Raw genomic sequence first — 26782 nt, 5'->3', positions numbered from 1 at the left:
CTTGCCTCACGTGCCCGGATCACGCTTTCCCGCTCCGCCGCCGAGGAGGCGTCGCCATGTCCGAAACGCTGAAGATCCCGCCCCCCGTCGCGGGGGAGTACTCCTGCTGGCTGTCGCGCCACCAGAAGTCCGTGCCCACCGCGCGGGGGCTGCTGCGCGACTTCCTCTCCGACCACCAGGGGGGCGAACTGTTCTCCGACTACTCCGGGTTGGTGCTCGGCGAACTCGTCACCAACGCCGTCCAGCACGCCCGCACCCCGTCCGACCGGCTGCTGTTCGTGCGCTTCGCCCTCTCGGCCGACGACCTGCGGATCGAGGTCCACGACGCCGACTCCCGGCAGCCCGTGCTGCGCCGCGTCAACGGGGACGAGGAATGCGGGCGGGGGCTGTGGCTGGTGTCCGAACTCGCCCTCCAGTGGGGCTGCCGACCGTGCGCGGGCGGGGTCGGCAAAGCGGTGTGGGCGGTCCTCGGACCCCAGAGCGGCGCCGCCGCGTGACCACCATCCCGCCCCGCGACTACCCGCACCCGGTCACCGTCGAGATCGCCGGCGTCACCGAGACCGCCACCTTCGCCCGGCTCGCCGACGCCCTGGCGGCCGTGCGCACCGACCTGGCCCGCCTTCCCCTCGACGACGACCACGCCGCCTACCTCGCCGACCTGTTCGCCCCCGAATCCACCGCCCTCATCTCCCGCCGGCTGACCGACTTCGGCGCGCTGCGCACGATCGCCTTCGTCGGCATCCACGCCCACCCCATCCACCTGCGCCCCGCCGAAAGCCCCGCCGGCTCCGACGGCATCGACGAGCTCCCGGACCCGACGTGAGGCGCAGCTGCGCCCGGGTCGTGAGGTGGTGGTGCCTGCGCGGCCAGTTCTCCCTGCCCGTGCGGGCGTTGAGTCCGGGGCGCCGCGCCGCGTACGCCGAGATACGGCGCTGGGCGGCCACCCCGGGCAGTGCCGAGGCCCTGCTGCGGGCCGTCGCCGACCGCGCCGCCCGCCAGGCGCCCTCGCGCTAGTTGTGCTGCGACCGGGACCGTTCGCCGTGTACGGGGGCGCCTCTCAGTCTTCCTGCGAGAGGCCTGATCACTCGGCCACTGCCGCGCGCCAGATCCATGAGGTGCGGCGGGGGCGGTCTTCCAGATCGCCCCGGCCGGTGCACCAGAGGAGGACATGGGCCGGGTCGCCGGGTGGAGCTTCGGGGAAGAGCCGGTGGAGTACCGCCGCGCAGAGCGGTGCCGGGGGCAGCCATGGCACGCCCAGCCCCTGGGTGATGTCGTGGGTGTGCAGGAGCACCTCGGCGACACCCATTGCCGCAAAGCCTGACGGGTCGCAAGGACCCCAGTGCCAGGCCCGCGCCTCCGGGCTGGCCGTGGCCAGGGCACTGCCGAGTAGCCCTGCGCAGGCGGTGACCACCTGGAGCACCTCGCGTGGGGAGCTGTCCGGGCGGACGGCGAGGTCGAAGGGCAGGTAGGCGTCCGTCGGGCGTGCGGTGATCTGCCCGGCGTAGGCCAGCAGGTCATGGGCGATGTGGGCGGCCGTCGTCCAGCAGCTCCATTCCAGCGGACCTGCCGGTACCGACCAGTCCTCCGCGTCGTGCGGGCCAAGTACCCGCATCATCTCGGTCACGGCCTCGTTGACGTCTCGGTTGTCGATGTAGCGCATCCGGCGATGCTACGGCCGCGACAGGAGAGTTCATCCGTCCACGGTTGGGCTGCCGCGCTTGCGAGGGGGCGTCCGCCCCGGCGGAGGCCCTTCTCGCCGCGGATGCGTGCGCGTTCACGGCGTTGGGCGGCCAGGACGTCGGGGTTCTGGGCCCACTGGCGGATCTTGGCGCCCTTGTGGGCGGAGAGGTTGTCCACCACCGGGGGCGACCGTCACAGAATGTGACGAATCGTCAATCATGCACCGATAAAAGAGAGTTGCAACAGTAGCCCGGCCCGGGCGGTCTCAGCGCCGAGCGTGGCGGACCTTCAGCCGTCCGAACCCGGTGGTCCCGGAGATCCGGATCGTGGGGCCGCCGGGGGTGGGGTGCCGCGGGGGCTTGTAGCGGGCCTCCTTCCAGCCGGCGTGCATGCCCTCGATGTCGACGACCGCGTCGTGGGGCACCGTGATCCTGGCGCCGCCGGTGCCGAGTTGCAGTTCGATGTCGACGACCGGGTGCTCGAAGACCGCCCGGGACAGGTCCAGGTGCACCCTGCCGAGCGCGGAGGCGACCTTGAGGGTCCGGGGCACCCGCCAGGCGCCGCTGCGCCGGATGCGTCCCGTGGCGGCGCCGATCGTCGTCTCGGTGCCCGCGCCCGGTTCGGGGAGCGAGGCCAGGGACCGCGCGAGTGCGCCCTGCGTCCTGGCGGTGAGCGCCTGGTCGAGGCGTTCGTCCATCTCCTCGTGGGAGATGCGCCCTTGGCTGTACGCCTCTTGCAGGCGTTGCACGGCCGTGTCGCGGTCGTCGTCGCCGGCCAGGGGCGAGAGGTCTTCCGGCAGCGAGGTCACCGCCACAGCCTAGCGCCGCGCCTGCGCCGCGAGTCAGCCAAGGCCCCTGGCGGGAACGGCCGGTGCCGCGCGGAGCCGGTGCGCGCAGGATCGCGGCCCCGCGTCGGGCGGCGTGCGGTCAGCGCAGGGCGGCGAGTTCGCTGACGCGCAGGGTGGGGGTGCCCAGGAAGAGGTCGGCAGGTGCCGGGCCGTGGGCGATGTTGAGCGTGTCGAGCCGGTAGGTCCACGCGCCGTCGTGTGCGTGGGCGAAGCGGTAGTTGATCTGCCAGCGCAGCCATTGCCCGCGGGCCAGGCGCACTGCCGGGGGGCGGCGCCGTCGGCGCGGCATGCCGAAGGGCGTCGCGACGAGCTGGACCCGCAGCAGGTGGCCGGCCTCCTGGAGGAGCACGCCGGTGTCCGTGCGGGAGCCGGGTGTGCTCTCGTGCGTCAGGGAGCGGGGCCGGAAGCCGTCGGCCTCGTGCATCCGGACCTCGTGGACGAGGGGCGGTGAGCCGGGCGGCAGCGCAAAGGCGGTCGGGGCCGCGTTGCGCCGGGCGGCTTCGGGTCCGCCCCGGGACTGTCCGGTCCATGACGTGCGGACCCACTGCATCACTGTTTCCACGGGGCCGATCCTGCGGCAGGGTGGTGCCCGGGCGCCACGTCGTTTCGGCGGCTCACGGCACCGGCCGGGGCCGGGCGGGTGGGCCTCACGGCAACGGCCATGCGCGGGTGGGCGCGTAGTCGGCCTTGAGGCTGTGCAGCTGGGCGGCGAGCAGGCGGCCCGCCGCCCCGGCCAGGCCCTGGCGGTCCGTCACCGGATGCGGACCGTCCAGGAGGGACATGGTGAGGCGGTAGGTCGACAGGGCTCTGTCCGTCCGGGCCCCGGTCTGCTCCCGGGACGGTGCGCGGGACAGGACCAGTGCCGCCGGCTCGCGGTTCTCGGCGATGGCGGCGCCGAGGCGGGCGTGGCCGTCCAGGACCACATGGCAGTTGAGCCCGCTGAACCACCAGAGCAGGACGGGCGCCAGGATGCCCTCCCGGGCCTGCTTGCGGCAGGCCTTCACCCGGGGGTCGTCGGGTGGCGGCATCCGGCGCAGCGGCATGACCCGCCACGAGCCGTCGAACCAGTCGATGTAGCCGTCGGGATGGCCGTCGAGCAGCAGGGAACGCCACTGGCCGCCCGGCCCGCCTGCGGCCGGTGCCATCCCCTCGCGGGCGAGCCGCGGGGAGAGCACCCACCGCCCCTCGTGGAGCGGGCCGGCGGCGCGGGCGTGCAGGGCGCCGGCGAAGCGGTGCGCCCAGCGGGCGTACCAGGACGGCCCTCCCGGCCCGGCGGCCGAGCACGCCTCGGCGATCGCGCGTGCCTCGGCGGCCCGCAGGGGGGTGATGGGGGAGCGGTAGTGGTCCGTGCGGGAGTACTCGACGCCGCACCGGTCGTCGTCGATCCTGCCGGTGAGCACCACCCGCGGACCCTGCGACAGGACGATCAGGTTCCCGTTCGCCGTCCGCGGCCGCAGCCCCGGTTCGGTGGCAGGGGGGAGCTCCAGGCCCAGGCCGCCCCAGGATTCGCCGTCGGCCGCTGTCAGATTCCTCCGGTGCACCGCACCGATCCTAGGCGCAGGCGGGCAGGCCCGCGTCGGCCCGCCCGGCCCGGGTTGACACGCTTCTTCACATCTAGAATATTGGATACGTCATCTGGTCGAGGGTCGGGCGAAGGGGGTGCGCGCGGTGGATCCGCTGGCCGTTCACAAGGCGCTCGCCAACCCGGCGCGGGCGGACTTCCTGCGCTGGCTCAAGACGCCCGAGCGCTACTTCGACGAGGACTACTACCGCGAACGCGGCGTGGGCTTCCACATCGGCGTGTGCGTGACGGACATCCGGGAGAAGTCCGGGCTCGCCCAGTCCGTGGTCTCCGGCTACCTGCAGATCCTGCGCGACGCCGGACTGCTGGTGTCCGAACGTGTCGGCAAGTGGACCTTCTACCGCCGCGACGAGGAGACGATCGCCGCGTTCGCCGCCTACGCCCGCGACGAACTCTGACGCTCCGCCCCCTCAGGGGCGCACCCCACCGCCCCCGCCGGGGCGGCCCGGGCTGCGCCCTTCCTTTTCGCCCCATTCCATCTAACTATCTAGATTTGTAGCCCTGTGCGTGGGGGGGCGGGTGCCGTGCGCCCGCACACCCCGCGCGCCGGGCGGACGGAGGCAGCACATGGCAAAGACCGGCCCCGCCGTCCTGACGCTCTCCCTGGGAGTGTTCGGGATCATCACCACCGAGATGGGCGTCGTCGGCGTCCTGCCCCGCATCTCCGAGGACCTCGGCGTCACACCCTCCGCCGCCGGCTGGCTGGTGGGCGTCTTCGCTCTCGTGGTCGCCGCCACCGGGCCGTTCGGCACCCTGCTGGCCTCCGGCCTGCGCCGCAAGGCCGTCCTGGCGGGCGCCCTGGCCGTCTTCGCGCTCTCCAACGCCGTGTACGCGCTCACCGACGACTTCGCCGTGATGTTCGCCTTCCGGATCCTGCCCGCGCTCTTCCACCCCGTCTTCTTCGCCGTCGCCCTCACCACCGCCGCCAACCTGGTCCCCGCACACCGCGCCACCCGGGCGGCCACCACCGTCTTCGCCGGCGTCACCGTCGGCTTCGCCTTCGGCGTGCCGCTCACCTCCTACCTCGCCGAACACGCGGGCCTGGCCGCCGCGTTCTGGTTCGGCGCCGGCGTCAACCTGCTGGCCTGCCTGGGCGTCCTGCTCCTCCTGCCCGCCACCCCCGCAGCGCCCGCCACCCCCGCAGCGCCCGCCGGCCGGCGCCCCTCCTACCGGGGCCAGCTGGCCATCCTGCGCCGGGGCCGGCTGTGGCTGTCGGTCCTGGCCGTCGTGTGCGTGTTCGCCGCGATGTTCTCCGTCTACGGCTACTTCGCCGAATACCTGGAACGCGTCACCGGCCTGAGCGCCTCCCTGGTGGGCGCCGCGCTGATGGCCTTCGGGATCGTCATGGTCCTCGGCAACCTCCTCTTCGGCCGCCTCCTGGAACGCGACCTGCTGCTCACCGTCACCGCCTTCCCCGCCCTCTACGTCCTCCTCTACGCCCTGCTCTACGCGATCGGCCCCTGGCCCGCGCCGATGACCGCCGGCGTCCTGCTCTGGGGCGCGGTGCACTCCGGCGGACTCGTCGTCAGCCAGAGCTGGCTGGCCCGCGACGCCCAGGACGCACCCGAGTTCGGCAACAGCCTGTTCATCTCCTTCTCCAACCTGGGCATCACCGCCGGCAGCGCGGTGGGCGGCCTCGTCGTCTCCACCGCCGGCGCCCGCCACCTGCCCTGGGCCGGAGCGGGCTTCGCCCTCGCCGCCCTGGCCGCCGTCCTGCTCCGCCGCCGTCTGGGCCCCGGTGCCCCCATCCCCACCGCGCCGGCCGTGCTGGCGCCGCAGGCGCAGGACGCACCGCCCGCCACCGTCTGACGGCTCCCGTGTCAGTCCAGGCAGGCCAGGGCGTCCGCCACGAGTGAGCGCGCTGCCGCGCCCCGTACCGCCCCCTGTGAGAGGCGGTCGAAGGCCCGGGCGTACAGGCCGACCTGGCTGGGCTGCGTAAGCGTGGAAGCGGCATCCAGCGTGTCCGCGTGGACCCTGCTGTCGTCGAAGACCGTGAAGGTCGGCATGGGCCACACGTCCCGTTGTGCCGCGAACGGGACGATGCCCAGGGCGACGTTCGGGAGATCCATGGCGCCGAGCAGGTGGTCGAGCTGCGCGGCCATGGCCTCGGCGCTGCACACGCGGTACCGCAGCACGGACTCCTCCAGGACGAAGGAGAACCGGCGTGCGCCGTTGTTCAGCACCGCGTTGCGCTTCATGCGGGCCGCCACGGCGTCACTCACGTCGTTCGGGATTCCCCGGAAGTCCGCGATGGACGCCAGCAGGGCGGCGGCGTATCCAGGTGTTTGGAGGAACCCGGGGATCACGTCGGAGACGTAGGTCCGGAACACCTTGGTCTGTCGGTACAGGTCCCCGGTGGACTCCTGCAGACGGCGCAGCCCGCTTCGCTGGAGCCGTCTCCACTGCACGTGGGCGTCGGTGGACTGCCTGTTGGCGGCGATCAGGTCGGGGATCTGATCGCCGGCGTCACAGGCCCGGCACCACGCCCTGATGTCCGCGTCGGAGGGGGGCGTCCTGGCGTTCTCGATCCGGGACGACTTCGACTCCGACCAGCCGCACCTGATGGCCAGCTCCCGCCCGCTGATCTCTGCGTCCTTGCGGATCTCGCGCAGCCGGGCGGCCAGGACTTCGCGGGCCTGCTGGACGCTCGCAGAGGGGTGCGCGGGCACGGAGCCGGCCTTCGTCAGATTCCGTACAGGTGGTGCGGGACCGCTCGCTCCCAGACCGCTTCGAACGCGGTGGCGCACAGCTTGACGGTCTGCGGGTCCTCGGTGATCTCGTCCTCGACCACCGCGCCGTCGCCGGAGAAGTGGTGCACCCGGAGCAGCGCGTCGTCGAACAGCCAGAAGTCGTTGCCCGGCAGGGGGATGCCCGTGGCCCGTCGCCGGGGCAGCCAGCGGACCTCCTCGCCCGCCGTGACGTTGGCGTGGGTGACGTAGTGCTCCCACCGGATGTACGCGGACACGGGCTCGGAGACGACCCGGGCCCGGCGCACGGCCACGCCCCGGGCCACCGTGTCCGTGATCAACTGGTCATAGGGATGCCACCAGGACCCGCGGTCCTCCCAGTCGATCCGCTCGCCGCGCCGCCATGCCTCGAACCGCTCCGTCGGGGCGTAGGAGTCCCGCAGCTCCAGATGGACGGCGGACCGCCGGCACCGCCCGAGCAGCTCAGCGAAGTCGGGCACGCTCGACGGCATCACAGGCCTCCCTGATCATGGGCACCATCCGGGCCGGAATCCTGACGATGGTCTCACTGTCGGGTACCGGACCGTTCGCGGGGCTGCTCGCCTCGCACTGCGCCTGAGTCTCGGGGCTCGCATTCCACCCCTGCAACAGGATCTCCTGAGCCTGCGGGTCCACCCACACGGTGGGGCAGTGGTCCCGATCGGTGTCGGGATCGATGCCAACGAACTCCACGGCCATGGTCGGCTCCCTGGTCCAGGTGCTTTCTCGGGCTCGCACAAGCTTTGCCGAGCAGCGGATACGGCGTCAATACGGGTACTCGCCAGGGTGATTGAAGTGCAAGCTCGTGCAAGTTCGTAGAGTCCGGTGCCTCGCCGTCCGTAGCGTGGCCTGTGCCGGTCACAGCAGACGGCGCAGGAAGCATCCGGGTCGAGTGCGGAGCCCGGGACGACGCGAAGGAGCCCGGCCATGGGTTGGGGAACCGGCAAGGGTGGGAGCAGCGGCGGCGGATCGGGCCGCAACGACGGCGGACAGGGCAAGCACGCGGGGAACAAGGACCCGGGCAAGTCGGCCCCGAGCCCCGACACGCAGGGCAGCAAGGGCGACAACAAGCACGGCAAGGGGAAGTAATTGCCTGAGCACGAGGGTCAGCCGGAGCAGGCCGCCGTTCGCGGCCTGCTCTCGGCCGTCGGCAAGGAGCTCGGCCGCGACGTGGCCCCGGAATGGGCGGCAGCCGCCGAAGCGGCGCCCCGGTCCTGGTTCCTCGCCGACCGGGTGTGGCTGGACGACGGGAACGGCGGCTACACGCCGTGCGACCGCGCATCCGATCCGGAGGGCTGGAACAAGGCCGCCTACGCCGACGTACCGGTCGTCACGCAGGTCAACGACGGGAAGGACCCGGACGCAGACCCATGGCCGTCGTCCTCGGCATCGGCCCCGTCCATCGTGTTCCGCATGCTCGAAATGCTCGATCTGCGGGACGGCATGACCGTGCTGGAGATCGGCACCGGCACGGGGCTGACGGCCGCCTACCTGAGCCACCGGCTCGGTTCGCCGAACGTCGTCTCCGTCGAGGTGGACGCGCAGGTCGCGACGCGAGCCCGGACCAGTCTGGCGAACGCCGGTTTCAGCCCCGAAGTGGTCTGCGGCGACGGCACCCGAGGGTGGGGCCTGCGGGCCCCGTACGACCGTGTCTCGGTGACCTGCGCCCTGCAGGGCGTCCCCGAGGCGCTGGTCCGCCAGACCAGGCCCGGCGGGCTGATCCTCACGCCGTGGGACAACCCGTGGGTCTGCTGGGGCCTGCTGAGGCTGTCGGTCGCCGAGGACGGCAGCGCCGAGGGCCGTTTCAGTCCCTACAGCGCGTTCATGCTCGCGCGGAACCAGCGAACGGACCTGCGGATCTATCGGGACGTGGTCCGCGACGAGCACGTGCCGGACGAGTCGCACACCGAGCTGCCCGCGCACGGGATCGCGGAAGACCGGTGGGACCTCGCGTTCACCATCGGCGTGCACCTCGGTAACGTCTGGACGGCGTGGGACGACGACCCCGACGTGGACGGCGTCGCCCGCCGGCTCTGGCTCGCCACCACCGACGCCACGTCGTGGGCGGCCGTCGATCGGGCGGACGACGGGTCGAGCGGCTACACCGTGTGGCAGTACGGCGAGCGGCGGCTGTGGGACGAAGTGGCACGGGCGCGCGCCTGGTGGATCGGCCACGGTGAACCCGGGCCAGAGCGGTTCGGGCTGACCGTGACGCCCCAGGGCGAGCACCGGTACTGGCTCGACAGCCCGGGCAACGCCGTCCGTTCCAGGGACGATCGCTAAGGCTCGGACCGGGGCGCGGACGTCTCTCATCGCGACGGTCCATGCCTGCCGCCGTCCCACACGGGGTGTTGTTCAGCAGGGGACGGGGACGGCGAACCCTCGCGCCGGACCGGATTGAGGAAGGGCCCGCCGATCCGGCGCGGCCGCCCAAGAGTCCTTCCTGCGAAGCGGATCGGGCGCGCGCCGCGGCGTGCAGCGGGCGCGGTGACGGCCGGATGCCGGGGGTGTGAGCCGGGTGCCGGTGGCCTGTCAGTGGCGTGCCGGTGGGCCCTGGGAGCTTTCCGGGGACAGGCCGGGTGCCCATCCGGCAGGCGTGCGACAGACAGGGAACCACCATGACCACCGACATCACGATCATCGGCGCCGGACTCGGCGGGCTGACCCTGGCCCGCGTGCTGCACCTGCACGGCATCGCGTCCACGGTCTACGAGGCGGAGGCCTCGCCGGCGGCGCGTGCGCAGGGCGGGATGCTCGACATCCACGACTACAACGGGCAGCTCGCCGTCCGGGCGGCCGGCCTGATGGACGAGTTCGAGGCCCTCGTACTGGAGGGCCGCCAGGCGATGCGGATCCTCGACCGGGACGGGAGCGTCCTGCTCGACAAGGCCGACGACGGCACGGGCGGGCGCCCCGAGGTGCAGCGCGCCGAACTGCGGCAGATGCTGCTCGACTCGCTCCCGGCCGGCACCGTCCGGTGGGGCCGCAAGGCCGCCGGCGTCCGCGCCCTGGGCGCCGGCCGCCACGAGGTGGCGTTCGCCGACGGCGCCACCGCCGTCACGGGCCTGCTGGTCGGCGCGGACGGCGCGTGGTCACGGGTGCGGCCGCTGCTGTCCGCCGCCACTCCCGAGTACACCGGCACGTCGTCCGTCGAGACCTACCTGTTCGACGCCGACACCCGCCACCTCGCCGCCGCGAAGGCGGTCGGCGGCGGGTCGATGATGGCGCCCTCGCCGGGCGCGGAGATCTTCGCCCACCGGGAGAGCGGCGACACCCTGCACACCTACGTGATGCTCACCAGGACGCAGGACTGGTTCGCCGCCGTCGACTTCGCCGACCCCGCCGCGGCACGCGCCCGCATCGCGGCACAGTTCGACGGCTGGGCACCGGAACTCACCGCGCTGATCACCGACGGCGACACCGCCCCGGTCCTGCGCCCCCACTACACCCTGCCGATCGCCCACCGGTGGGACCGGGTGCCGGGGGTGACCCTGCTGGGCGACGCCGCCCACCTCACCGCCCCCAACGGCGAGGGCGCCAACCTCGCCATGCTCGACGGCGCCGAACTCGGCCAGGCCCTGGCCGCGCACCCCGGCGACACCGAGGCCGCCCTCGCCGCGTACGAGCGGGCCATGTTCCCCCGCAGCGCCGAGGCCGCCTCCGAGGGCGTGCACATGCACGAGCTCCTCAACGGCGACGACACCCCCCGCGCCCTGATCGCCGCCTTCCTCGACGGCGAACCGGCCTCCTGAACCGGCCTCCTGAACCACCCACCGGGAAGCGACCGGCGGGCGGCGCTCAGGCGTACCGGTCGAGCAGCGCCTCCAGGTAGTCCTCCAGGCGCCGGCCCAGCAGGGCCGGCGTCAGGTCGCCGCGCCCCAGCTCCCGCCACGGCACGGCGACCTTCTCCGCGTCCGGGGCGAACGCCAGCGCGTCCAGCAGCCGCCAGTACAGGTGTGCGCCCGGGTCGGCCTCCAGCGTGCCGCCGGCCGCCAGGTAGCGGGCGGCGAAGTCCAGGCCGGTGTCCACGCCGTGCAGCAGGGCCAGGGCGGTGGAGCAGTGGGCCACGTCCAGGTCGGCCGGGCCCCAGGAGGTCTCCACCCAGTCCACGACCCCGCTGACGGCCAGCGCGGCTCCCTGCCCGGTGAACAGCACGTTGCCGGGGTGGAAGTCGCGGTGCAGGAAGCACGGCCGGTACGCGGGCGCCTCGCGGCGGATCACGTCCACCGCCCGCCGCCACACCCCGGGACGCGCCGTGGCCCCGGGCACCCGCACCCGCTCCGGGGCCGTCCACGCCTCGAAGGCGCGGGGTCGCTCGCCCGGCGCCACCGCGAGGGCGTGCACGGCGGCCAGCTGACCGGCCAGCAGGTCCGCGCGGCGCTCCACGTCGCCGTCCTGCGCCACCCGCACGCCGCCCGGCAGCAGCGACATCACCAGCGACGGGTGGTCGCAGAACTCGCCCGCCGCGTCCAGGGCGTGCAGCCGCGCCGCCGGCACGCCGCCGTCCGCGAGCAGCCGCAGCACGCCGGCCTCACGGGTCAGCAGGGCGGGCGCGTGGCGCAGGTAGAACGGCTTGACGAACGAACGCAGCACCAGCCCGTACCCGCCCGGGACCGGGCCTGCCTCCGGGCCGACGTCCAGGCGCCGCATCCGCGACGTCCAGCCGCCGCGCAGGCCCGTCACCGACCGCACCCGGTGGCCCGGGGGGAGGCCCTGCTCCACCCAGCGCAGCGTGGCGGCCCAGTCCCGGCCCGAGGGCCCGTACGGTTCGTGCGGCGGTTCGTGCGGCGGTTCGTGCGGCGGCGCGAAGGCGTTCATCCGCCGAAGGATACGAACACCGCCCGCCCGCCGCCATGCCGGGTTCCCACCCGCCCCCGCAGCCCGCGCGGCCCCGGGCCTGACGCAGGGTCAACTCACCGTCAACGCCCGCCGACCGCCCACTATTCCGAGACCGGTCGAAGTTTGACAGTTCCCCGCGCACCGGGTTACGTAAGTGGCCGCACCGCACGCCACGCCGCACGCCGCACCGCACACCGCACCGCCACCGGCCCGTCGCAGCAGGGGAGTTACGCCATGTCCAGGACCGTCGTCTTCGACCGCACCGGAGGACCGGAGGTCCTGACCGTGCGAGCCGCCGCCGTCCCCGTGCCCGGCCCCGGCGAACTGCTCATCCGCGTCAGCGCGATCGGCCTCAACCGCGCCGAGGCCCTCTTCCGCGCCGGCGCCTACCTCGACGAGCCCAAACTGCCCGCCACCCCCGGCTACGAGGCCGCCGGCACCGTGGAAGCCCTCGGCGAAGGCGTCACCGGCTTCGCCGCCGGCGACCGGGTCGACACCGTCCCGGCCTTCTCCCAGAACGACTACGGCGTCTACCGCACCCACGCCCTCGTGCCCGCCCGCGCCGTCGTCCACCACCCGGCCGGCCTCACCGACATCCAGGGCACGGCCGTGTGGATGCCCTACCTGACCGCCTACGGCGCCCTCGCCGAGGACGGCCACCTGCGCCCCGGCGACCACGCCCTGCTCACCGCCGCCGCCTCCGGCACCGGCCTGGCCGCCATCCGCACCGCCCGCCGCCTGGGCGCCGTCCCCATCGCCACCACCCGCACCCGCGCCAAGAAGCAGCAACTCCTGGACGCCGGCGCCGCCGACGTGATCATCACCGGTGAGGAGGACCTGGTGGCCCGCGTGGACGCCATCACCGCCGGCACCGGCGTGCGCACCGTCTTCGACCCCGTCGCCGGCCCCGGCGTCCTCACCCTCGCCCGCACCATCGCCCCCGGCGGCCGCCTGATCGTCTACGGCCGCCTCGACCCCCGCGACACCCCCCTGCCCGGCCAGGACACCTTCGCCCCCGTCACCAGCCGCTTCTACTCCATGCACGACATCACCCGCGACGACGAACGGCTGCGCCGCGCGCAGGCCTTCGTCACCGCCGGGCTCGCCGACGGCTCCTTCACCCCCGCCGTCGACCGGGTCTTCGAGGGCCTCGACCGGATCGCCGAGGCCCACCGCTACCTGGAGGCCGGCACCCAGGTCGGCAAGATCGTCCTCACCGTCCAGAACTGACCCCACTGACCCCACCAGGGCCGAGCCTTCCAGAACCGGCCCGCCCCACGGCCGCCGGCCGCGGGACGGGCCGGCCCGCTCAGGGCGCCGTGCGGGCCTCGGCATCGGCGGCGGCGACCACCGCCGACAGCAGGCCCGGGAAACGGCCCTCCAACTCCTCGGCGCGCAGCGAGTTCATCTTGGTGGTGCCGACGTAGTACTGGTGCAGCAGTCCGGCCTGGCGCAGCACGTTGAAGTGGTGCGTCGAGGTGGAACGGGAGACCGGAAGGTCAAAGGAGCCGCAGCTCAGCGCGGCACCCGCGTGGGCCAGCCGGCGCACCACCGATCTGCGGGCAGGGTCCGCGAGTGCCTCCAACACCTGCTGGACCCTGAGGTCCTCCACACCAGGGTGCACGATCACCCGCGCCGCCACGCGTGCCCGTCCCACACCCACCACCCCTTCCCAACGCTCGACCCCCGTCCCGGTTCGGTAAAAGCCGCGCGGCGTGCGCGACTTCGCGCCTCGACGCTACTACGAGCGCGCCGTGCGCCACGCCCACCCGCAACACCTCCGCAACACGCGCGCGCCCGCCCCGGCGCGCCCGCGACCCCCGCGCCCCCGCCCGCCCCCGTGCGCGCACGCGGGCGGGCGGCCCCCTCAGCGTCGGGGGCCGCCCGCCACGACGACAGGCCGTCAGGCCGCGCGCGCACCGACAGGCCGCCAAGCCGCGCGCACCGGCGATCCGCCGAACCACGCGCGCACCGACAGGCCGTCAGGCCGCGCGCACCGCCGGTCCCGTCAGGCCGCGCGCACCGGCGGCCCGGCCGGGCGCGCCAGCCGGGCCAGGGCCAGCGGCTCGAAGATCCCCATCAGCACCGGGTCCACCGGCCGTACCACCGCCGGAGCGGGCGCGACGGGAGCGGGGGAGCGCAGCAGCGCCAGGTAGAGCTCCTGGGTCTCGGCGGCCGGGTCGATGCCCAGCTCCTCCGCCAGCACCCGGCGCAGCTGCTGGTAACAGCGCAGCGCCTCGGCCCGGTTGCCGGCCGCGGCCAGCGCCTCCATCCGGCAGCGGTAGGCGCTCTCGCGGAACGGGGCGCGGCGCACCGCCTCGTCGGCCCAGCGCAGCGCGTGGTGCTCCTCGCCCAGCGCCGAGGCCGACAGGCTCGCCGTCTCCAGCGCGGACATCCGCAGTTCCTCCACGTGCTCGCGCACCCCGCCCGCCCACTCGCCCTCGTGGTCGGGCAGGAACGCGCCGCGCAGGTTGGCGATCGCCCCCGCGGCCAACTGCTGCGCCACCGCGTAGGAGCGGGCCGCGTACGCCTCCCCGGCCTCCCCGACCGCGCTGGCGGCGGCCTCCAGGTCCACCGCCGCGTCCGCGGGCAGCCGCAGGACGTAGCGCCCGCCCTGGGCGATCAGCGGGGTGGCGCCCGGGCCCTGGCCGGGGGAGGCGACGAAGGCCCGCACCCGCGAGACCACGCTGCGCAGCGCGGAGGCCCAGGTGTCGGGCAGGCCGTCGGGCCAGATGGTGTCGGCCAGCTGGTCGCGGCTGGTGCCGGCGGAGCGTTCCAGGACCAGGCGGGCGAACGCCACCTGGGCCTGGGCGCTGGACAGGTGCTGCGGGGCGCCGCGGTCGTGCTCGATCGTCACAAGTCCTGTCAGGCGGATCAGCATGAGAATGTCCCCGATCTGCCGGACGGACTGTCTTCCCGGAAGCCGTTCAACGTGCTCCAACCCCCTTGAGCCAAAGCGGAGCCGACGGCCCGTGACGCCGGGCCGACGGCGTGGGAAACCTGGACCGGAAATTCCGCCTACCAGCCGTTCGGTTTCGGCGGATTTCGACCATACATTCGGCGCATCACACGGTGTCAACACTGGTCGACAAAACATACCCACCGGCCGGTCCATGCGTCGTGGACGCAGGGTTTCTGCACGTCAGAGCGTTACCGCAGGCCGAGAACACGGCTATTGCGGACGCCTTGCGCATCCTGCCGTAGAAATGTAGTCATCCTTGAGCACCCCGCGTGAAGGCTTCGAGAAACACCACCCACCCCCTGCGCCGGGCACCACCCGTAAAAGCCCCGGGACTATCCCGGGAGGAAACCCCAGCACCACCACCCGCCCCCGCGCCGGGAAATACCGAAAACAATCCGGAACAAGCCGACGACGAACCGCCGAACAGCCGACGGACAACCGGCGGCAAACCGACGGCAAACCGCACGGCAAAACCGCCGCGCGCCCGCCGCGCCCCGCCGAGAAGGAGACCCGCACGTGAACGCCACCGGAGCATGGGACCGCCTGGAGCCGAAGCTCGCCGCCACCCTGGACCGCGTGGCCGCGCTGGAGTCCGACCCCTCACGCCGCAACAGCTTCGTCGCCTACACCATGGAACGCGACAGCGCCTACTGCGACCTGGACGGCGAGCGCCTGCTCATGATGTCCGGCTACAGCTACCTGGGCCTGGCCGGAGACGAACGCGTGGTGGCCGCCGCCAAGGCCGCCGTCGACGTCTACGGCACCGGCAACCACGGCGTGCGCGCCCTGGCCGGCACCATCCCGCTGCACGAGGAACTGGAAGCCGAGGTCGCCCGCTTCGCCCGCCGCGAACGCGCCCAGGTCTTCGGCTCCGGCTACGCCGCCAACGTCGGCACCGTCGGCGCCCTGGTCGGCCAGGGCGACACCGTCCTGATCGACAAGTACGACCACGCCAGCATCGTCGACGGCTGCCGCCTCTCCGGCGCCACCGTCACCCGCTTCCGCCACAACGACGTCGACCACCTGGAACGCCGCCTCAAGGCCGCCTCCCCGACCGGCGTGCGCCTGGTCATCGTCGACAGCGTCTACTCCATGGACGGCGACATCGCCCCGCTGCCCGAACTGCGCGCGGTCTGCGACGCCCACGACGCCCTCCTGATGGTCGACGAGGCCCACGCCCTGGGCGTCATCGGCGAGACCGGCGGCGGCATCGAGGAGCACTTCGGCTACCGCCACCGCGTCGACATCAAACTCGGCACCCTCTCCAAGGCCATCCCCTCCATGGGCGGCTGGGTCGCCGGCAGCCACGAACTGATCGGCCACCTGCGCTACGCCGCCCGCCCGTTCCTGTTCTCCGCCGCCCTCGGCCCCGCCCAGACCGGCGCCGCCCTGGAGTCCCTGCGGATCCTGCGCCGCGAACCCGAACGCGTCACCCACATCCAGGTCCAGGCCGAGCGCCTGCGCCGGCGCCTCAACGACGCCGGCATCTCCACCATGGACTCCGCCACCGCCGTCCTGCCCGTCATCGCCGGCTCCGACGACGCCGCCTACGACTACGCCACCGCCTGCCGCAAGGCCGGCGTCATCGGCCTGCCCGTCGTCACCCCCGCCGTGCCCAACGACCTGGCCCGGCTGCGGATCGCCGTCACCGCCCGCCACACCGCCGCCGACATCGACTTCGCCGCCGACGCCTTCCTGACCGCCGCCGCCCAGACCGGCCTCATCTGACCGAGCCGGCCCCCGGCCCACCCAGGAAGGCCCGCCGGCCCCGGCCCCGCCCCACCTGGGAAGGCCCGCGCCGGCCCCCAACGCCCGGAAAGGACAAGACCATGGCAGCCCGCCCCACCCGGCCCCCCATCGCCGTCACCGGCCTGGGCGTCGTCAGCCCCGCCGGCCACACCCCGGCCGCGTTCTGGCACACCGTCAGCACCGGCACCCCCACCGCCACCGCCCTCACCGACCCCGCCCTGGCCCGCCACCGGGTCCGCCTGGGCTGCCGCGTCACCGACCTGCCCGACAACGGCCCCGTCCCCGCCAAGGACGCCCGCCGCCTCGACCCCTTCGCCCACTACGGCACCCTCGCCGCCCTCGCCGCCCACCAGGACGCCGGCGCCCCCGAACCCGACCCCGGCCGCAGCGCCATCGTCGTCGGCAACGCGGTCGGCGGCCGCACCACCAGCGACCGCGAATCCGCCCTCTTCACCACCGCCGGACCCCTGCGCGTCAGCCCCCTGATGCCCCTGGTCACCATGCCCAACGCCGCCGCCGCCCAGATCGCCATGCGCCTGGCCTGGACCGGCCCCGCCCTGACCATCGCCACCACCTGCGCCTCCAGCGCCGACGCCATCGGCCACGCCGCCCTCCTCCTGGAAACCGGCCGCGCCGACATCGTCATCGCCGGCGGCTGCGAAGCCACCCTCACCCCCGTCACCCTCGCCGCGTTCGGCAACCTCGGCGCCCACTCCCAGCGCAACGACGACCCCGCCCGCGCCAGCCGCCCCTTCGACACCGACCGCGACGGCTTCGTCATGGGCGAAGGCGCCGGCTTCCTCGTCCTCGAACGCCTCGCCGACGCCCGCGCCCGCCACCGCACCCCCTACGCCCTCCTCGCCGGCTACGGCTCCAGCGCCGACGCCTACCACCTCTCCAACCCCCGCCCCGACGGCGCCGGCGCCGTCGCCGCCATGCGCGCCGCCCTCACCGACGCCGGCCTCACCCCCGCCGACATCGCCCACGTCAACGCCCACGGCACCTCCACCGTGCACAACGACCGCGCCGAAGCCGCCGCGCTGCGCACCGTCTTCGGCCCGCACGGCGTGCCCGTCACCTCCACCAAGGGCGCCATCGGCCACCTCATCGGCGCCGCCGGCGCCGTCGAGCTGATCGCCGCCGTGCAGGCCATGAACAGCCGCCTCGCCCCTCCCACCGCCAACCACGAGCACACCGAACAGGGCCTGGACCTCGACGTCGTCCACGGCACCGCCCGCCCCATCCGCGCGGGCGCGGCCCTGTCCAACTCGTTCGGCTTCGGCGGCCACAACTCGACCCTGGTGGTGACCCCGCTATGACCACGACCACACCCGCGACCGCTACGGCGACCGGGCCCGCCCACCGCACCGCCCGCACCAGCACCACCGTGACCGCCGACGCCCTGGCCGCCTACCGCACCGCCGCCCGCACCGGCCTGCCCCCCGCCCCGGACGGCGCCGCCGCCCCCGCCCACCCCTTCGTCCTCGCCCACACCCTCGCCCAGCACACCGTCACCACCCTGACCACGGGCGACACCGGCTTCACCGGCGTGGTCCACCTCGCCCAGGAGATCCACACCCACCACCCCCTCACCGCCGGCACCCACGTCGACATCGACGTCACCGTCACCGCCGCCCGCCGCGAAGCCCGCGGCACCCGCCTGGCCCTCACCACCCACCTCACCGACGGCACCCGCACCCTGGCCCACCTGACCACCTCCGCCCTGCTCGTCGGCGCCACCACCATCGAACCCTTCGGCACCCTGGGCCCCGCCGCCCACCCCGGCACCACCCCCGACACCGAACCCCTCACCCTCACCCACACCCTCACCCCCGCCGACGTCACCGCCTACGCCCACGCCGCCGGCGACCTCAACCCCCTGCACCTCGACGACGACGCCGCCCGCGCCGCCGGATTCCCCGCCGCCATCGCCCACGGCATGCACCTGGTCGCCCTCGCCACCGAGGAGATCACCGACCGCCACGCCGACGGCGACCCCATCCGCCTCACCGCCCTGGGCGCCCGCTTCGCCGCCCCCACCACCCCCGGCACCCCGCTGCGCCTGACCCTGCAGCCCTACGACCGGGGCACGGTGGTGCGCTTCACCGTCGCCACCCAGGCCGGCACCGCCGTCAAGGCCGGCTGGGCCGCCCTCACCCCGGCGGGGGAGTGAGACCCCGATGACCACACCCGCCGAACCCGCCGCGCCCACCGCACCCGCCGCGCCCGCCGCACCCGCCGCGTCCGCCGCACTCGCCGCGCCCGCCGTGCAGGCCCCGCCGCCGCTGTCGCTGCCCGACGCGTTCACCGCCCACGCCCGCACCCGGCCCGACGCCGTCGCCCTCCTGTGGCACGAGCGCGCCGTCACCTACCGCGAACTCGCCGAAACCGCCGAACGCGAACGGCTGCGCCTGCACACGCTGGACCTCGCCCCCGGCGAGCCGGTGGGCCTGCCCGCCGCCAAGTCCCCCGAGCAGATCGCCCTCGTCCTGGCCTGCCTGATCGAGCGCCGCCCCTTCCTGCTGCCCTCCCCGCAGCTGGCCCCCGCCCTGCTCGCGGCCCTGTTCGCCCAGGCCGGCGCCCGCCACCTGCTCGCCCCCCTCGGCCAGGACGCCCCCGCCCTGCCCACCCTGGCCCGCCCCGCTCCCGTGCCCACCCTCGCCGCCGGCACCTCCTTCCTGCTCACCACCTCCGGCTCCACCGACCTGCCCAAGATCGTCCCCCTCGCGCAGGCCGCCGTCGACCGCTTCACCGCCTGGGCCCACGACACCTTCGACCTCGGGCCCGGCCGCGTCGTCGCCAACTACGCCCCCCTCAACTTCGACCTGTGCCTGCTCGACGTGTGGGCCACCCTCGCCGCCGGCGGCACCGTCCTGCTCATCGACCCCGCCCACGCGCTCAACGCCCGCCACCTGCTCGCCCAGCTCACCCGCCACCGCCCGCACGTCCTCCAGGCCGTCCCCCTCGCCTACGCCCTCCTCGCCCAGGCCGCCGCCGCCCAGCCGGCAGGCGTCGCGGTGCTGGACAGCGTCGAGCACGCCGCGTTCACCGGCGACGCCATCGACGCCCGCACCCTGGCCGCACTGCCCGCCCTGCTGCCCGGCGCCGCGCTCTACAACATCTACGGCTGCACCGAGACCAACGACAGCTTCCTGCACCGCCTGGACCGCCTGGACGCCACCGCCGCCCTGCCGGTGCCCATCGGCACCCCCCTGCCCGGGGTGCGCACCCTGCTCGCCGCCCCCGACGGCACCCCCGTCACCGGCCCCGGCCACGGCGAACTGTACGTCTCCACCCCCTTCCAGGCCGCCGGCTACCTGGACCGCTCCCGCGACACCGGCCGCTTCACCACCCAGCCCGAAGGCGCCGGGCCCGGACGGCGCTGGTTCCGCACCGGAGACCTGGCCGTCCGCGACGAACACGGCCGCCTGCACCTGACCGGACGCGCCGACTTCCAGGTCAAGGTCCGCGGCGTCGCCGTCAACACCGCCGAGGTCGAACGCGTCCTGCTCGCCCACCCCGAGGTCCGCGAGGCCGCCGTCGCCGCCGCCCCGGACCCGCTGACCGGCAAGCGCCTGCACGCCGCCGTCCAACGCGCCGCCGGCTCCGCCCTCAACAGCCTCACCCTGCGCGAACACCTCGCCCGCAACCTGCCGCGCGCCGCCGTGCCCGAACGCCTGGCCATCCACGACGCCCCGCTGCCCAAGACCGCCACCGGCAAGGTCGACCGCAAGGCCGTCCTGCCCACCGCCTGACCGAGCCACCCGGCCCATCACCTGATTACGCCACCAAAACCCCACACACCCAAGGGAGTTGCGAGCCATGAGCAACATCGCCCAGATCAAGCGGTTCCTCATCGAGGAGTTCCTGCCCGACGTCACCCCCGAGCAACTCGCCGACGACCACGACCTGCTCTCCGACGGCGTCATCGACAGCCTGGGCGTCCTCAAGCTCATCGCCTGGGTCGAGGACCACTTCGCCCTGCCCGTCGACGACACCGACCTCGACCCCAACAACTTCCGCTCCGTCACCGCCATCGACGCCTTCATCACCCAGCGCCGCGCCGTCCCGGCCAGCGCCGTGGCAGGCGGCTGACCCGTGCACCCGGCCCTCACCGCCCTGCTCGCCGGGCACGACGTCGACCTGGACACCTGGCGCTCGTGGTGGGACCAGCTGGAGCAGCGCACCCCGGGCCCGGCCCGCGACAGCGACCGGGCCCAGGCCGCGGCCCTGCTGGCCGCCCTCACCACCCGCCTGCCCGCCCCCGACACCCTCGCCGCCTTCACCACCTCCCTGACCGAACGCAGCCCCCACCCCGGCCCCGCCCACCCCGCCAGCGTCAACATCGTCGGCACCGGCGGCGGCCCGGCCACCTTCAACCTCTCCACCGCCGCCGCCCTGACCGCCGCCGCCATGGGCGTACCCGTCGTCAAGACCGGCTCCCGCGCCTACACCAGCAGCGCCGGCTCCATCGACCTGCTGGAGCGCCTCGGCATCACCCTCACCTCCTCCCACACCGCCACCGCCGACCACCTCGCCCGCCACGGCATCGCCTTCGCCGGCCCCCACGTCTACCCGCCCGCCCTCACCCGCCTGGCCCGCCTCCTGTTCCCGCTCACCCTCAAACCCTTCGGCCGCCTCCTCAACACCCTCGGCCCGCTGCTCGCCACCGTGCCCGTCACCGCCCAACTCACCGGCACCAGCGCCACCACCGACCTGCCCGCCCTGCGCCACCTCGCCCCCCGCACCCCCGGGCGCGCCGTGTGGCTGGCCACCAACACCGCCGGCGCCGACGAACTCCTGCCCTTCGCCGACAACACCCTGCACACCCCCGACACCACCCTCCACCTGCCCGCCGGCTCCATCGCCCCCGCCGACGGCACCCTGGCCGACCTCGCCCCCCACCCCGAGGACCTCACCGGCCACTTCCTGCAAGCCCTCGCCGGCCGCGCCGGCCCCACCGCCACCCACACCATCGCCCTCAACGCCGCCGCCCTCGCCCTCGCCTCGGGCCGCCACACCCACTGGCACACCGCCCACACCGCCGCCCTGGACGCCCTGGCCGACGGCGCCCCCCGCGCCCTGGCCGCCCGCCTGCGCGCCGACCACAAGGCCCCCGCCCATGCCTGACACCACGTTCTTCGCCGCCCGCGCCGACGGCCGCCCGCACCTGGCCCTGTTCCTCAACGCCGGAGACCCGCCCGCCCGCCTCACCGACCTGGCCCTCGTCCTGGAGGAGGAAGGCGTCGACGTCCTCGAACTCGCCGTCCCCTTCCCCAACTCGCCCACCGACGGCCCCGTCATCCGCCGCTCCGCCGACCGGGCCCTGGCCGCCGGCACCACCCTGGACACCGTCCTGGACGAACTCGCCACCCTGCGGCCCCAGTTGAAGAACCTGAAGATCGCACTGCTCGCCGACTGGAGCCACAGCCTGCGCGCCGCCGACCCCGCCACCTGCGCCCGCGCCATCGCCCAGGCCGGCGCCGACGCCCTGCTCGTCCACGCCCTGCCGCCCCGCCTGCGCCCCGCCTGGCGCCAGGCCCTGCGCGAGGCCGCCCTGCCGCAGGTCGCCACCTGCTACCCGACCTCCACCCCCGAGGTCCTCGCCGCCGCCGCCCGCGACGCCCACGACGCCTACGTCTACCTCGTCGCCCACTACGGCCGCTCCGGCACCACCCCCGCGGCAGGCCACCACACCCTGGCCGCCACCGTCGCCACCCTGCGCGCCGCCGCCCCCGCCACCCCGGTCGCCATCGGCTTCGGCGTCAAAAGCGCCGCCGACCTGGACGCGGTCGCCGCCGCCGGAGCCGACGCCGCGATCGTCGGCTCCGCCGCCGTCGCCCGCATCGAGACCGCCCTCACCGAGGGCCGCGACGCCGCCCAGGCGCTGCGCGCCCTCCTCCACGACCTCCGCCCGCCCGGGCCACCCCAGCCCGCCACGGCCGGACGCACCACCACCAGCACCACCGCCGTACCGCGCACCACCGCCACACCGCGCACCACCAGCACGAGCACCACCCCCGGCACCACCACCCTCGCCCGCTGACACGAAAGGCAGAACCAGCATGCTGATCCGCGACCTTGACGACGTCCAGACCGTCGAGTGGGGCAACGGCCTGTCCCGCCGCTTCCTGGTGGCCGGCGACAACCTCGGCTACACCCTCACCGACACCATCGTCAACGCCGGCACCAAGTCCCGCCTGGAGTACCGCAACCACCTGGAGGCGTGCTACTGCATCGCCGGCTCCGGCGAGGTCATCGCCATGGACGGCACCTCCCACCCCATCACCCCCGGCCGCCTCTACGCCCTCGACCAGCACGACGCCCACTACCTGGTCGCCAGCCCCCACGAGGACCTGCGCCTGGTCTGCGTCTTCTCCCCGGCCCTGCGCGGCGACGAGGTCCACCAGCTCGACGCCTCCTCCTCCTCCGCCTACTAGGCGAAGACCCCCCTTCGAGTCACGCGCCGGCGCCCCGCGCGCCGGCCTGCCACCCCGGGCCCCGCACGCGGGCCCGGGAGGAAGGCGGCACGTCCATGATCCGCTGGAACGCCGACCAGCACGCCCTGCGCGAGGGCCTGGCCCGCTTCGGCGACGACCTGAGCGCCGGCCACATCGAAGGCGACGAACAGGCCGCCTTCTCCCACGACAAGTGGCGCCTCGTCCAGAAGACCGGCATCCTGTCCCTGCCCTTCGAGGAACGCTACGGCGGGCTGGGCCAGTCCCTGCTCACCACCATGTACGTCCTGGAGGGCCTGGGGCAGACCTGCCGCGACGGCGGCCTCAACTTCTCCGTCACCACCTCCCTCGCCTCCACCGGCGTCCCCCTCCAGGCCTTCGGCTCACCCGCCCTCAAAGAGGCCTACCTGCCGCGCATCGCCTCCGGCGAGGCCATCGGCGCCCACGCCATCACCGAGTCCGAGGGCGGCTCGGACGCCATGCAGATGCGCACCCGCGCGATCCGCGACGGCGACCACTTCGTCCTCAACGGCGCCAAGACCTTCGTCAGCAACGGCCCCGTCGCCGACGTCATCGTCGTCTACGCCCGCACCCACCCCCAGGGCGGGGCGCTCGGCGTCACCGCGTTCCTCCTGGACCGCGACATGCCCGGCATCAGCACCGGAAACCCCATCAAGAAGATGGGCCTGCGCACCTCACCGCTGTCCGAGGTCTACCTCGACGACGTCAAGGTGCCCGCCTCCCGGGTCCTGGGCCGCGTCGGCGGCGGCTTCCTCGTCCTGGACCACGTCATGAAACGCGAGATCCTCTACTCCTTCATCGTCAACACCGGCGAGATGCAGCACCGCCTGGCCCGCTGCCTCGACTACGCCAAGACCCGCATGTCCTTCGGCAAGCCCATCGGCTCCTACCAGTCGGTCGCCAACAAGATCGTCGACACCAAGATCCGCCTGGAGACCGCCCGCAAGTGGCTCTACGACACGGCCCAGCGCCTGGAGGCCGGCGAGAACGTCACCGTCGACATGGCGATCGCCAAACTCCTCACCAGCGAATCCAACCTCGCCACCTCGCTGGCCGCCGTCCAGGTCTTCGGCGGCAACGGCTACATGTCCGAGTACGGGCTGGAGAAGGACGTGCGCAACGCCGTCGCCGGCACCATCTACTCCGGCAGCAACGAGATCCAGTACAACCGCATCGCCGCCATGCTCGGACTCGGCAAGTGAGCGCCCCCGCCCCGCCCCGCCCGCTGCCGCCCGCGCGGCCCCGCCACCTCAAGGTGTGCGGGGCCCGCACCCGCGCCGACCTCACCCTCCTCGCCGAATCCGGCCCCACCCTGGTGGGCCTGTGGCACGGCGTGCCCGGCGGCCCCGCCGAACTCTCCGAACAACACCTCGCCCACCTCGCCGCCACCGCCATCCGCCTGGGCCTGGAACCCGTCCTGGTCACCTTCCTCGACGACGCCGACCGACTCGCCCGCCTCGCCCGCGCCACCGGCATCCGCTGGATCCAGCTCCACGCCTACCAGAACCCCGCTCTCGTCACCGAACTGCGCCACCACCTGCCCTACGCCGTCCTCGTCAAAGTCCTCCACCTCTCCCGCGGCCGCTGCCTGGAACGCCCCTTCATCGGCGCCTTCGAACGCGCCGGCTGCGACCTGTTCCTCCTGGACACCGTCACCGACGACGGCCGCGTCGGCTCCACCGGCCACCCCCTGGCCCCCGCCGACGTCCACACCCTGCTGCCCCGCCTCACCATCCCCTTCCTCCTCGCCGGCGGCCTGAACGCCGCCAACCGCGACACCTACCGCACCGTCACCGACCACCCCCTGTACGCCGGCGCCGACATCGACACCGCCGCCCGCAACCGGGCCGGCGACTTCACCCACGAAGCCGTCACCGCCCTCGCCCACGCCTGGCACCCCCGCCCCAAGGAGGCTCGCGTATGAGCGCCCCGCGGTTCCTCGACGCCCTGCTGGCCGCGAGACGCCCCCTGATCATGGAAGTCAAACTCCGCGACCCGCACGGCACCGACCTGCTGGGCCCGCGCACCGTCACCGACCTCGTCACCCGCTACGAACAGGCCGGCGCGCCCTGCCTGTCCGTGGTCACCGGCCGCTGGTTCGGCGGCACCCCCCGCCTGCTGCGCGAGGTCACCGCCGCCACCGACCTGCCCGTCCTCCAGAAGGACTTCCTCACCCGCCCCGCCCAACTGGAGGCCGCCGCCGCCCTCGGCGCCTCCGCCGTCCTGCTCACCGCCGCCCTGCTGCCCGCCACCTCCCTGCACCGCCTGGTCACCACCGCCCTCGCCCTGGGCCTGACCCCGTTCGTCGAGATCACCGGCGAACACGAACTCGCCCACCTGCCCCAGCCCGAACACTGCGTCATCGCCGTCAACAACAAGGACATCCGCACCCGCGAACGCGACCGCGGCGACCTCGGACGCAGCCTGCGCCTGCTGCCCGCCCTGCACGCCACCGGCACCCGCGCCCCCGTCTCCGCCTCCGCCATCACCGAACCCGCCGACGCCGCCCGCCTCCTGGACGCCGGCTACGCCGGACTGCTCATCGGCACCGCCCTGATGCGCCAGAGCGACCTCACCGGCTGGCTCACCGACCTCGACACCGCCCGCGCCGGGACCGCCACCCGCGCCGGGACCGCAGATCGCGCCGCCACCGCCCGGGCCGGGGCCGCCGTATGAACCCCCGCCCGAACCTGCGGCCCAACCCCCGGCTCGCCACCCGCTCCCTCGTCCTGGACGCCGGCGGCATCCCCGTCTCCGCCCTCGTCGCCGAACCCCAGGACCGCGCCCCCAAGGCCGTCCTCCTCGCCATCCACGGCCGCGGCATGCGCGCCGCCTACTTCGCCGGCCCCGCCCACCCCGACACCAGCCTGCTCACCCTGGCCGCCGACCTCGGCTACACCGTCCTGGCCCTGGACCGCCCCGGCCACGGCGCCTCCGCCCACCGCCTGCCCGACGGCCAGCTCATCGCCGACCAGGCCGCCACCCTGCACGCCGCCCTCACCGACTACGCCCGCGCCCACCCCGTCGGCGCCGGCGTCCAGCTCCTCGCCCACTCCTTCGGCGGCAAGATCGCCCTCCACCTCGCCGCCCACTGGCCCGCCGACCCCCGCCTGCCCCTGCTCGGCGCCGACATCTCCGGCCTCGCCCAGCACTACGCCCCCGGCGCGTGGGACCGGCCCGACGACCTCGCCGGCGGCGGCCGCCTCAACTGGGGCCCCCTCGGCCTCTACCCGCCCGGCACCTTCCACGCCGCCCGCACCCTGCTCACCCCCGTCCCCGCCCTCGAATCCCGCGAACTGGCCACCTGGCCCGCCCGCTACAGCGCCCTGGCCGCCCGCGTACGCGTGCCCGTGCGCCTCACCCTCGCCGACCACGAGGCCTGGTGGCGCCTGGAGCCCTCCCACCGCACCGCCCTCACCGCCGCCTTCCCCCCGGGCCTGGCCCACCTCGTCACCGCCCACCGCGCCGGCCACAACCTCTCCCTGGGCCACGCCGCCCGCCCCTACCACCTGCGCGCCCTCGCCTTCACCGACGAATGCCTCACCCGCCCCCGGCCCCAGCCCGCCACAGCCGCCCCCGAACCGGCCCTGGCCGCCGCCGGCTGACCGCAGGGTGGGTGGGAGATCGTGGACACCGCCCGCGGCGCGGTGGCCCTGGACAACCTCGCCCCCATCGCGCTGCTGCTCACCCAGTGGCGCCACAGCGCCGAGGTCCACGCCGACCCCGCCCTGCTCGCCCTGATCACCCGCGAGCCCGACGGCGACCTCGGGCCGGCCGCCATGCCCGAGGCCGCCGAGTAGGTCACTGCGCCATCGCCCGCGCCCATCGGCGCGCCGCCGGGGCGCGTGAAGCGGATTGCCTTGGTGCCGCGATGTTCTGACGTCGCGTCAGCTCGGTTTGCCCGCCAGCGTACTTTGA

At 74.3% G+C, this 26782-nt stretch carries 32 protein-coding genes and 1 pseudogene; 22 read left to right on the top strand and 11 right to left on the bottom strand.

The features are described 5' to 3' along the window. Positions 1-56 precede the first annotated feature (56 nt). From ACFVHI_RS15395 to ACFVHI_RS15385, 3 genes are read left to right on the top strand one after another with little or no spacing between them, the layout of a single operon-like run. Positions 57-497, top strand: a complete 441-nt coding sequence (locus ACFVHI_RS15395; protein WP_079136664.1) for an ATP-binding protein — start codon at positions 57-59, stop codon at positions 495-497. Continuing rightward, positions 494-823 (top strand): hypothetical protein, encoded by a 330-nt coding sequence (locus ACFVHI_RS15390; RefSeq protein ID WP_380339309.1) that lies wholly within the window; start codon positions 494-496, stop codon positions 821-823. The genes ACFVHI_RS15395 and ACFVHI_RS15390 overlap by 4 nt, the downstream gene beginning before the upstream one ends. Continuing rightward, a complete protein-coding gene (locus ACFVHI_RS15385) occupies positions 820-1014 on the top strand; it encodes a hypothetical protein (RefSeq protein ID WP_380339306.1) in 195 nt (64 codons plus the stop codon). Before ACFVHI_RS15390 ends, ACFVHI_RS15385 begins: the two co-directional genes overlap by 4 nt. Positions 1015-1081: 67 nt before the next feature. On the opposite strand, the gene ACFVHI_RS15380 is transcribed toward ACFVHI_RS15385, so the two are convergent. The 5 genes and pseudogenes from ACFVHI_RS15380 to ACFVHI_RS15360 all read right to left on the bottom strand — a co-directional run bounded on the left by ACFVHI_RS15380 (position 1082) and on the right by ACFVHI_RS15360 (position 4068). Continuing rightward, the gene (locus ACFVHI_RS15380) at positions 1082-1660 is read right to left on the bottom strand and encodes a maleylpyruvate isomerase N-terminal domain-containing protein (RefSeq protein ID WP_380339303.1); all 579 of its coding nucleotides are present in this window, start codon (positions 1658-1660) and stop codon (positions 1082-1084) included. 68 nt (positions 1661-1728) lie between these two features. Next, positions 1729-1812 (bottom strand): annotated as a pseudogene (locus ACFVHI_RS15375) (IS630 family transposase); the annotation flags it as partial. Positions 1813-1945: 133 nt separating this feature from the next. Beyond that, a complete protein-coding gene (locus tag ACFVHI_RS15370) occupies positions 1946-2488 on the bottom strand; it encodes a DUF1707 domain-containing protein (RefSeq protein ID WP_380339300.1) in 543 nt (180 codons plus the stop codon). 118 nt (positions 2489-2606) lie between these two features. After that, entirely contained in the window at positions 2607-3089 is a 483-nt protein-coding gene (locus tag ACFVHI_RS15365; RefSeq protein WP_380339297.1) for a hypothetical protein, read from the bottom strand. 85 nt (positions 3090-3174) lie between these two features. Continuing rightward, positions 3175-4068: a hypothetical protein gene (locus ACFVHI_RS15360; RefSeq protein WP_380339294.1), complete on the bottom strand. Its 894-nt coding sequence runs from the start codon at positions 4066-4068 to the stop codon at positions 3175-3177. Between the two features lie 127 nt (positions 4069-4195). Here ACFVHI_RS15360 and ACFVHI_RS15355 point away from each other — a divergent pair, with 127 nt between their 5' ends. Both ACFVHI_RS15355 and ACFVHI_RS15350 read left to right on the top strand, forming a co-directional pair. After that, positions 4196-4507, top strand: a complete 312-nt coding sequence (locus ACFVHI_RS15355) for a helix-turn-helix transcriptional regulator (RefSeq protein ID WP_063352995.1) — start codon at positions 4196-4198, stop codon at positions 4505-4507. Positions 4508-4676: 169 nt separating this feature from the next. Continuing rightward, complete coding sequence (locus ACFVHI_RS15350) at positions 4677-5918, top strand: MFS transporter (RefSeq protein ID WP_380339291.1); 1242 nt, start codon at positions 4677-4679, stop codon at positions 5916-5918. A gap of 11 nt (positions 5919-5929) precedes the next feature. Here ACFVHI_RS15350 and ACFVHI_RS15345 read toward each other — a convergent pair whose 3' ends face one another. Genes ACFVHI_RS15345 through ACFVHI_RS15335 form a run of 3 tightly spaced genes read right to left on the bottom strand, consistent with a single transcriptional unit; the run spans position 5930 to position 7534 of the window. Beyond that, positions 5930-6778, bottom strand: a complete 849-nt coding sequence (locus ACFVHI_RS15345; RefSeq protein WP_380339288.1) for a helix-turn-helix domain-containing protein — start codon at positions 6776-6778, stop codon at positions 5930-5932. A gap of 14 nt (positions 6779-6792) precedes the next feature. After that, positions 6793-7308 carry a DUF6879 family protein gene (locus ACFVHI_RS15340; protein ID WP_380339285.1) on the bottom strand — a complete coding sequence of 172 codons (516 nt, stop codon included), beginning with the start codon at positions 7306-7308 and terminating at the stop codon, positions 6793-6795. Continuing rightward, positions 7280-7534, bottom strand: a complete 255-nt coding sequence (locus ACFVHI_RS15335) for a hypothetical protein (protein WP_380339282.1) — start codon at positions 7532-7534, stop codon at positions 7280-7282. The genes ACFVHI_RS15340 and ACFVHI_RS15335 overlap by 29 nt, the downstream gene beginning before the upstream one ends. A 228-nt stretch (positions 7535-7762) precedes the next feature. Between ACFVHI_RS15335 and ACFVHI_RS15330 the strand changes: the two genes are divergently transcribed. The 3 genes from ACFVHI_RS15330 (at position 7763) to ACFVHI_RS15320 (ending at position 10587) form a co-directional block, all read left to right on the top strand. After that, entirely contained in the window at positions 7763-7924 is a 162-nt protein-coding gene (locus ACFVHI_RS15330) for a hypothetical protein (RefSeq protein ID WP_350886069.1), read from the top strand. Next, positions 7925-9118 (top strand): methyltransferase domain-containing protein, encoded by a 1194-nt coding sequence (locus ACFVHI_RS15325; protein WP_380339279.1) that lies wholly within the window; start codon positions 7925-7927, stop codon positions 9116-9118. Between the two features lie 335 nt (positions 9119-9453). Further along, positions 9454-10587, top strand: a complete 1134-nt coding sequence (locus ACFVHI_RS15320; protein WP_380339276.1) for an FAD-dependent oxidoreductase — start codon at positions 9454-9456, stop codon at positions 10585-10587. A 46-nt stretch (positions 10588-10633) separates the two neighbouring features. Here ACFVHI_RS15320 and ACFVHI_RS15315 read toward each other — a convergent pair whose 3' ends face one another. After that, the gene (locus ACFVHI_RS15315) at positions 10634-11653 is read right to left on the bottom strand and encodes a phosphotransferase family protein (protein ID WP_380339273.1); all 1020 of its coding nucleotides are present in this window, start codon (positions 11651-11653) and stop codon (positions 10634-10636) included. Positions 11654-11908: 255 nt separating this feature from the next. Here ACFVHI_RS15315 and ACFVHI_RS15310 point away from each other — a divergent pair, with 255 nt between their 5' ends. Then, positions 11909-12904, top strand: coding sequence for a zinc-dependent alcohol dehydrogenase family protein (locus ACFVHI_RS15310; protein WP_380339270.1), 996 nt, complete (start codon positions 11909-11911; stop codon positions 12902-12904). Positions 12905-12983: 79 nt separating this feature from the next. Here ACFVHI_RS15310 and ACFVHI_RS15305 read toward each other — a convergent pair whose 3' ends face one another. Together ACFVHI_RS15305 and ACFVHI_RS15300 are read right to left on the bottom strand one after the other, a co-directional pair. Next, positions 12984-13331: a helix-turn-helix transcriptional regulator gene (locus ACFVHI_RS15305; protein ID WP_063352990.1), complete on the bottom strand. Its 348-nt coding sequence runs from the start codon at positions 13329-13331 to the stop codon at positions 12984-12986. A 351-nt stretch (positions 13332-13682) separates the two neighbouring features. After that, positions 13683-14555 carry a bacterial transcriptional activator domain-containing protein gene (locus tag ACFVHI_RS15300; protein ID WP_063352989.1) on the bottom strand — a complete coding sequence of 291 codons (873 nt, stop codon included), beginning with the start codon at positions 14553-14555 and terminating at the stop codon, positions 13683-13685. Positions 14556-15152: 597 nt separating this feature from the next. On the opposite strand from ACFVHI_RS15300, the gene ACFVHI_RS15295 reads away from it, so the two are divergent. The 13 genes from ACFVHI_RS15295 (at position 15153) to ACFVHI_RS15235 (ending at position 26664) form a co-directional block, all read left to right on the top strand. Beyond that, positions 15153-16364 (top strand): aminotransferase class I/II-fold pyridoxal phosphate-dependent enzyme, encoded by a 1212-nt coding sequence (locus tag ACFVHI_RS15295; RefSeq protein ID WP_063352988.1) that lies wholly within the window; start codon positions 15153-15155, stop codon positions 16362-16364. 101 nt (positions 16365-16465) lie between these two features. Continuing rightward, positions 16466-17704, top strand: a complete 1239-nt coding sequence (locus ACFVHI_RS15290; protein WP_063352987.1) for a beta-ketoacyl synthase — start codon at positions 16466-16468, stop codon at positions 17702-17704. Next, positions 17701-18558, top strand: a complete 858-nt coding sequence (locus ACFVHI_RS15285; RefSeq protein WP_380339265.1) for a MaoC family dehydratase — start codon at positions 17701-17703, stop codon at positions 18556-18558. Before ACFVHI_RS15290 ends, ACFVHI_RS15285 begins: the two co-directional genes overlap by 4 nt. A 7-nt stretch (positions 18559-18565) precedes the next feature. Then, entirely contained in the window at positions 18566-20140 is a 1575-nt protein-coding gene (locus ACFVHI_RS15280) for an AMP-binding protein (protein WP_380339262.1), read from the top strand. A 67-nt stretch (positions 20141-20207) separates the two neighbouring features. Continuing rightward, entirely contained in the window at positions 20208-20480 is a 273-nt protein-coding gene (locus tag ACFVHI_RS15275) for an acyl carrier protein (protein ID WP_063352985.1), read from the top strand. Between the two features lie 3 nt (positions 20481-20483). Continuing rightward, positions 20484-21515, top strand: a complete 1032-nt coding sequence (locus tag ACFVHI_RS15270) for a hypothetical protein (RefSeq protein ID WP_363378858.1) — start codon at positions 20484-20486, stop codon at positions 21513-21515. After that, positions 21508-22431 carry a tryptophan synthase subunit alpha gene (gene trpA, locus ACFVHI_RS15265; protein WP_380339258.1) on the top strand — a complete coding sequence of 308 codons (924 nt, stop codon included), beginning with the start codon at positions 21508-21510 and terminating at the stop codon, positions 22429-22431. Before ACFVHI_RS15270 ends, trpA begins: the two co-directional genes overlap by 8 nt. A 19-nt stretch (positions 22432-22450) precedes the next feature. Then, on the top strand, positions 22451-22825 hold the full coding sequence (locus tag ACFVHI_RS15260) for an ectoine synthase (protein WP_063352982.1): 375 nt from the start codon (positions 22451-22453) through the stop codon (positions 22823-22825). A gap of 95 nt (positions 22826-22920) precedes the next feature. Beyond that, the gene (locus ACFVHI_RS15255) at positions 22921-24066 is read left to right on the top strand and encodes an acyl-CoA dehydrogenase family protein (protein WP_063352981.1); all 1146 of its coding nucleotides are present in this window, start codon (positions 22921-22923) and stop codon (positions 24064-24066) included. Next, positions 24063-24788, top strand: coding sequence for an N-(5'-phosphoribosyl)anthranilate isomerase (locus tag ACFVHI_RS15250; RefSeq protein ID WP_380339254.1), 726 nt, complete (start codon positions 24063-24065; stop codon positions 24786-24788). The genes ACFVHI_RS15255 and ACFVHI_RS15250 overlap by 4 nt, the downstream gene beginning before the upstream one ends. Beyond that, a complete protein-coding gene (locus ACFVHI_RS15245) occupies positions 24785-25540 on the top strand; it encodes an indole-3-glycerol-phosphate synthase (RefSeq protein ID WP_380339251.1) in 756 nt (251 codons plus the stop codon). The genes ACFVHI_RS15250 and ACFVHI_RS15245 overlap by 4 nt, the downstream gene beginning before the upstream one ends. Next, positions 25537-26469: an alpha/beta hydrolase gene (locus tag ACFVHI_RS15240; protein WP_380339248.1), complete on the top strand. Its 933-nt coding sequence runs from the start codon at positions 25537-25539 to the stop codon at positions 26467-26469. Before ACFVHI_RS15245 ends, ACFVHI_RS15240 begins: the two co-directional genes overlap by 4 nt. Positions 26470-26490: 21 nt before the next feature. Next, positions 26491-26664, top strand: coding sequence for a hypothetical protein (locus ACFVHI_RS15235; protein ID WP_380339246.1), 174 nt, complete (start codon positions 26491-26493; stop codon positions 26662-26664). The last annotated feature ends 118 nt before the right edge of the window (positions 26665-26782 follow it).

The sequence above is a fragment of the Kitasatospora sp. NPDC127121 genome, from assembly GCF_042677305.1.
Lineage (GTDB): Bacteria > Actinomycetota > Actinomycetes > Streptomycetales > Streptomycetaceae > Kitasatospora.
Note: the sequence above shows the minus strand (reverse complement) of the source record. Positions and strands in the feature narration are given on the sequence as shown.

Bases quoted from the DNA above. Each gene is read 5' to 3' on its own strand.
- ACFVHI_RS15395 (WP_079136664.1), top strand. From the start codon at position 57: ATGTCCGAAACGCTGAAGATCCCGCCCCCCGTCGCGGGGGAGTACTCC.
- ACFVHI_RS15380 (WP_380339303.1), bottom strand. From the start codon at position 1,660: ATGCGCTACATCGACAACCGAGACGTCAACGAGGCCGTGACCGAGATG.
- ACFVHI_RS15350 (WP_380339291.1), top strand. From the start codon at position 4,677: ATGGCAAAGACCGGCCCCGCCGTCCTGACGCTCTCCCTGGGAGTGTTC.
- ACFVHI_RS15340 (WP_380339285.1), bottom strand. From the start codon at position 7,308: ATGCCGTCGAGCGTGCCCGACTTCGCTGAGCTGCTCGGGCGGTGCCGG.
- ACFVHI_RS15335 (WP_380339282.1), bottom strand. From the start codon at position 7,534: ATGGCCGTGGAGTTCGTTGGCATCGATCCCGACACCGATCGGGACCAC.
- ACFVHI_RS15330 (WP_350886069.1), top strand. From the start codon at position 7,763: ATGGGTTGGGGAACCGGCAAGGGTGGGAGCAGCGGCGGCGGATCGGGC.
- ACFVHI_RS15320 (WP_380339276.1), top strand. From the start codon at position 9,454: ATGACCACCGACATCACGATCATCGGCGCCGGACTCGGCGGGCTGACC.
- ACFVHI_RS15315 (WP_380339273.1), bottom strand. From the start codon at position 11,653: ATGAACGCCTTCGCGCCGCCGCACGAACCGCCGCACGAACCGCCGCAC.
- ACFVHI_RS15310 (WP_380339270.1), top strand. From the start codon at position 11,909: ATGTCCAGGACCGTCGTCTTCGACCGCACCGGAGGACCGGAGGTCCTG.
- ACFVHI_RS15300 (WP_063352989.1), bottom strand. From the start codon at position 14,555: ATGCTGATCCGCCTGACAGGACTTGTGACGATCGAGCACGACCGCGGC.
- ACFVHI_RS15290 (WP_063352987.1), top strand. From the start codon at position 16,466: ATGGCAGCCCGCCCCACCCGGCCCCCCATCGCCGTCACCGGCCTGGGC.
- ACFVHI_RS15285 (WP_380339265.1), top strand. From the start codon at position 17,701: ATGACCACGACCACACCCGCGACCGCTACGGCGACCGGGCCCGCCCAC.
- ACFVHI_RS15280 (WP_380339262.1), top strand. From the start codon at position 18,566: ATGACCACACCCGCCGAACCCGCCGCGCCCACCGCACCCGCCGCGCCC.
- ACFVHI_RS15275 (WP_063352985.1), top strand. From the start codon at position 20,208: ATGAGCAACATCGCCCAGATCAAGCGGTTCCTCATCGAGGAGTTCCTG.
- trpA (WP_380339258.1), top strand. From the start codon at position 21,508: ATGCCTGACACCACGTTCTTCGCCGCCCGCGCCGACGGCCGCCCGCAC.
- ACFVHI_RS15260 (WP_063352982.1), top strand. From the start codon at position 22,451: ATGCTGATCCGCGACCTTGACGACGTCCAGACCGTCGAGTGGGGCAAC.
- ACFVHI_RS15255 (WP_063352981.1), top strand. From the start codon at position 22,921: ATGATCCGCTGGAACGCCGACCAGCACGCCCTGCGCGAGGGCCTGGCC.
- ACFVHI_RS15245 (WP_380339251.1), top strand. From the start codon at position 24,785: ATGAGCGCCCCGCGGTTCCTCGACGCCCTGCTGGCCGCGAGACGCCCC.
- ACFVHI_RS15240 (WP_380339248.1), top strand. From the start codon at position 25,537: ATGAACCCCCGCCCGAACCTGCGGCCCAACCCCCGGCTCGCCACCCGC.